Annotated in this window: 2 protein-coding genes and 2 pseudogenes; 2 read left to right on the forward strand and 2 right to left on the reverse strand. The window is 54.6% G+C overall.

Annotation, left to right across the window (positions count from 1 at the left end):
* Positions 1-582, forward strand: a pseudogene (locus tag H6F43_RS01895) (glucosidase); the annotation flags it as partial.
* 11 nt (positions 583-593) lie between these two features.
* Here the strand turns inward: H6F43_RS01895 and H6F43_RS01900 are convergent.
* Complete coding sequence (locus tag H6F43_RS01900; RefSeq protein WP_190340326.1) at positions 594-1,436, reverse strand: DUF1206 domain-containing protein; 843 nt, start codon at positions 1,434-1,436, stop codon at positions 594-596.
* A 4-nt stretch (positions 1,437-1,440) separates the two neighbouring features.
* A complete protein-coding gene (locus H6F43_RS01905; protein ID WP_190340327.1) occupies positions 1,441-2,337 on the reverse strand; it encodes an HAD family hydrolase in 897 nt (298 codons plus the stop codon).
* Positions 2,338-2,698: 361 nt separating this feature from the next.
* On the opposite strand from H6F43_RS01905, the pseudogene H6F43_RS01910 reads away from it, so the two are divergent.
* Positions 2,699-3,243, forward strand: a pseudogene (locus H6F43_RS01910) (sigma-70 family RNA polymerase sigma factor); the annotation flags it as partial.

Consider the following 3,243-nt stretch of genomic DNA (forward strand, 5'->3'; position numbering starts at 1 on the left):
GTTCCAACCCGCGAGCGTCTGGAACAGATTCTCCGCTACCTGCTGGATGAGACGGAGTTTCTTTCGCCCTACGGCATTCGATCGCTCTCGAAGACGCACCAGCAGCATCCCTATTCGCTGCAAATTGGTGAGCAAGATTACTGGATTGAGTACGCGCCGGGTGAATCGACGAATGCCATGTTCGGCGGCAACTCGAACTGGCGCGGTCCGATTTGGTTTCCGCTTAACTACCTGCTGATCGAAGCACTAGAGCGCTATCACCACTTTTATGGAGACACGCTGCAAGTCGAATGCCCGACTGGATCGGGCTGCCAGATGAATTTGCAGCAGGTGGCACAAGAGATCAGTCTGCGGTTGGGTCGTATCTTTGTGCCCGATGAGTCGGGTCGCTGCCCCTGGCAGGGCGATGAGGCACGCTACCACGTCGATCGCCACTGGCAAGGCTTAACGCTGTTCAACGAGTATTTTGATGCAGAGACGGGACGAGGACTGGGAGCAAGCCATCAGACAGGCTGGACCGCGCTGGTGGGGCGTCTTGCGCTGGGAAACCGCATTGGCTTACGGGCTTCCAGCAGTCGGTGAAGGGTGGTTAATTAAGTTGTCATGCGCCGATAGCGCGCTTCCACCAGCGAGTAGATGCTGTAAGCGATTAACCCCAGAGCCACCACACCCAGCAGCCAGGGTCCGAAGGGTTGCTGTGCCAAAGTTGCCAGCGCTTCGCCCAAACCTTTCGCTTGTCGAGCATCCGATCGCCGTGCCGCTTGCACCAGGAAAATACCAATGATGCCAAACACGATGCCACGAGCCGCAATGCCAAACTGCCCCAGACGCTTCGCCCACGTTCGCTCGGTGTCGCTCATTTGGTTGAGATTGAAGCTGCGCTGAAACTTCCCTTTGTACGCCTCGTAGAGATAGGAGATCCCGACTCCAATGACGATCGCCCCGGCTAGCCCAACGAGCCATTGTCCAAATGGCTGTGCCAGAAATCGGGCAGTCCAGTCTTGCGTTGCGTTGCCCGATTCGCCTCCCGAACCCATGATCAGCTTCACGGCGGTCAGCGCCAATCCTGCATATCCCAGCGCGCTAATGCCGTAGCCAATTCGCTGGGCAATCCGCTTTGCGTCAGTTTTCTGGTGGGCATGTTCTGGGTCAAGCACAGTCTGAACCACCCGCCACAGGACATAACCAATAATGCCAACGGTTACAAGACTCAGCAGAAACTTGCCAAACGGCTGCGTCACAATTTCCTCTAGTGCCCCGCTGGTATCGGTCGTTTTGCCCCCTGCACCTAGGGCAGCTTGGGCTGCCAGCAGCCCCACAACAAAGTAGACCACTCCCTTTGCCGCGTAGCCGAGTCGGGCTAGCCGCTCAAACCAGGGTTGGGACGCGACTTGCCGAACGGGCTGTTGTAGATTTTGCGAATTGCGCTGGCTCATGGATTTATTCACTCACGCTGAGTTGTCGTAGACTGATTTGCTTGCAGAGGCTCTCGATCGCCAGCGTCAGCGACTGCATTAGCTCCGAGTCTTCCTGATAGTCGGCTGGAGCCAAATTGATGACGCGCTGGCTTTCACTCACCTGGATTTGCTGCGTCCACTCCTCTGCAGTCCGACTTTTGTAGACGCCGATCGTAATGCCACCCTCGTCGTTCAGCACTGAGAAGCAGGGAATATCCGACGCCCCATCGCCCACATAAATCATCTGCGCCAAAGGCACGTGCAGTTCTTCTTCGGGCACGTCTCGGTAGGCAAACGATCGCCCGTTCTCCTCAACATTGTCGCTGCCGCTAGCGATTTGCATCAGATAGCGGGTTTTCTCCGTGTGGCTAATGCTGCGTTTAATGAACGCTATTTCATCACGCTCGTTGAAGTGGAATTTGCAGCCCCACATTTTTGTTAGGTAAGGAGCGATGGAGGTGTGGCTGACAACTTCCTCAAATCCACCCGTAATGATGTAGAACTCTAGCTCAATGCTTGGGTTGAGGTCATGCACCCGTCGATGCAGGCGATCGAACATCTCGCTAACGCCATCAAACGGCTGGAGACTTTGCCCAAACTGGATCAGGTACTCTTTAGTGATTCGATTGTCTGCGGGGCGACGATTCGACTCATCAATCAAGCTGTAAAACCTAGCTGCTACAGCATCCCAACCGTCATCCATAAGCGGTCGCACACGCTGTTGGCGAAACTCGCTGACGGTCCAGCCCAAGCTTTCGATTAGGGCGTCAAAACTATCCGGAGCCAGCGTGTCGTCAAAGTCAAAAACGACGGCGATTCGATTGCAAACAGGCTTAGTTGCCTGAGGTTTAACAAAGTTCGATCGAGTGGCTTGTGTCATCCGCGTGACCCTCTGCTAGCAGCAACGAATGGGGGGAGTGAGAGCAAATCCGCGAAACAGATGCAGCACGGAACAAACCTAGCAGATTAGTCTCTGGTGGGAGATCTACACAACGGCACAGGTTGTCGATCGCTTAGCCATCGCCGCGATCGCCACTGTTTTGGTTTCGACGATAGAACCCTACGATCGCGACAGCCTTCCTAAGTTCTCTAAATCTCAGCGACCGATCAAGCGACTGAACCGTTGACAAAATCGAGCGTTTACAATTCCGAATTGCGAATTCCGAATTCCGAATTGATATCCTCTCCAAAACGGCTGAGAAACGGCTAATATCGCATCTAGTCTGATCGGATGCCCCGGTATGAATCCTCGACAGAGCGTTACGGAGTTGTTTTCTACCTTTATTGAGTTTGTAGATGACCGCTTTAGTCGTTGGGGAAGCGATCGGACACTGCGGCAGAATATGCTGTGCTGCTTAAAGCAGCTAGAAACACGCGTTTCAGATGACTACTGGGTGCTCTACTGGTACAAGCACTGGCAACAACAGCCGAAAAGCATCGCGGAGCAGCATTTATCCGCCTATTTGCAAGAGCCGTGCTATTGGGCAGCGCAGCGGATGACTAGTCGCCAGACGGGCGTGCAGTACAGAGTATCGGACTGTTTTCAGCGAGCGATCGTCGAGGTGCCTACTGTCCTCAGCGGCTACAGCCCCCATCAAGCTGCCAGCCTGAGAACCTATGCCAGCTTGTGTTTTGGCAATGTTATGCGCGATATGCTGCGCCAGCAGCGAGAAGCAGACAGCCGCACCGACTGGGGCTTGCTGCGGAAGCTCAGCCAGAAGCGATTGACCGAATCGCTTCAGATGTCAGGACTTTCCGCAGACACGATCGCCTGCTACCGTTTGGC

The organism is Leptolyngbya sp. FACHB-36 (assembly GCF_014695955.1).
In the GTDB taxonomy this organism is placed as follows: domain Bacteria; phylum Cyanobacteriota; class Cyanobacteriia; order Leptolyngbyales; family Leptolyngbyaceae; genus FACHB-36.

What these genes read in the sequence shown, in the direction of transcription:
- H6F43_RS01900 (WP_190340326.1), bottom strand. Translation starts at nt 1,436, where the DNA reads ATGAGCCAGCGCAATTCGCAAAATCTACAACAGCCCGTTCGGCAAGTC.
- H6F43_RS01905 (WP_190340327.1), bottom strand. Translation starts at nt 2,337, where the DNA reads ATGACACAAGCCACTCGATCGAACTTTGTTAAACCTCAGGCAACTAAG.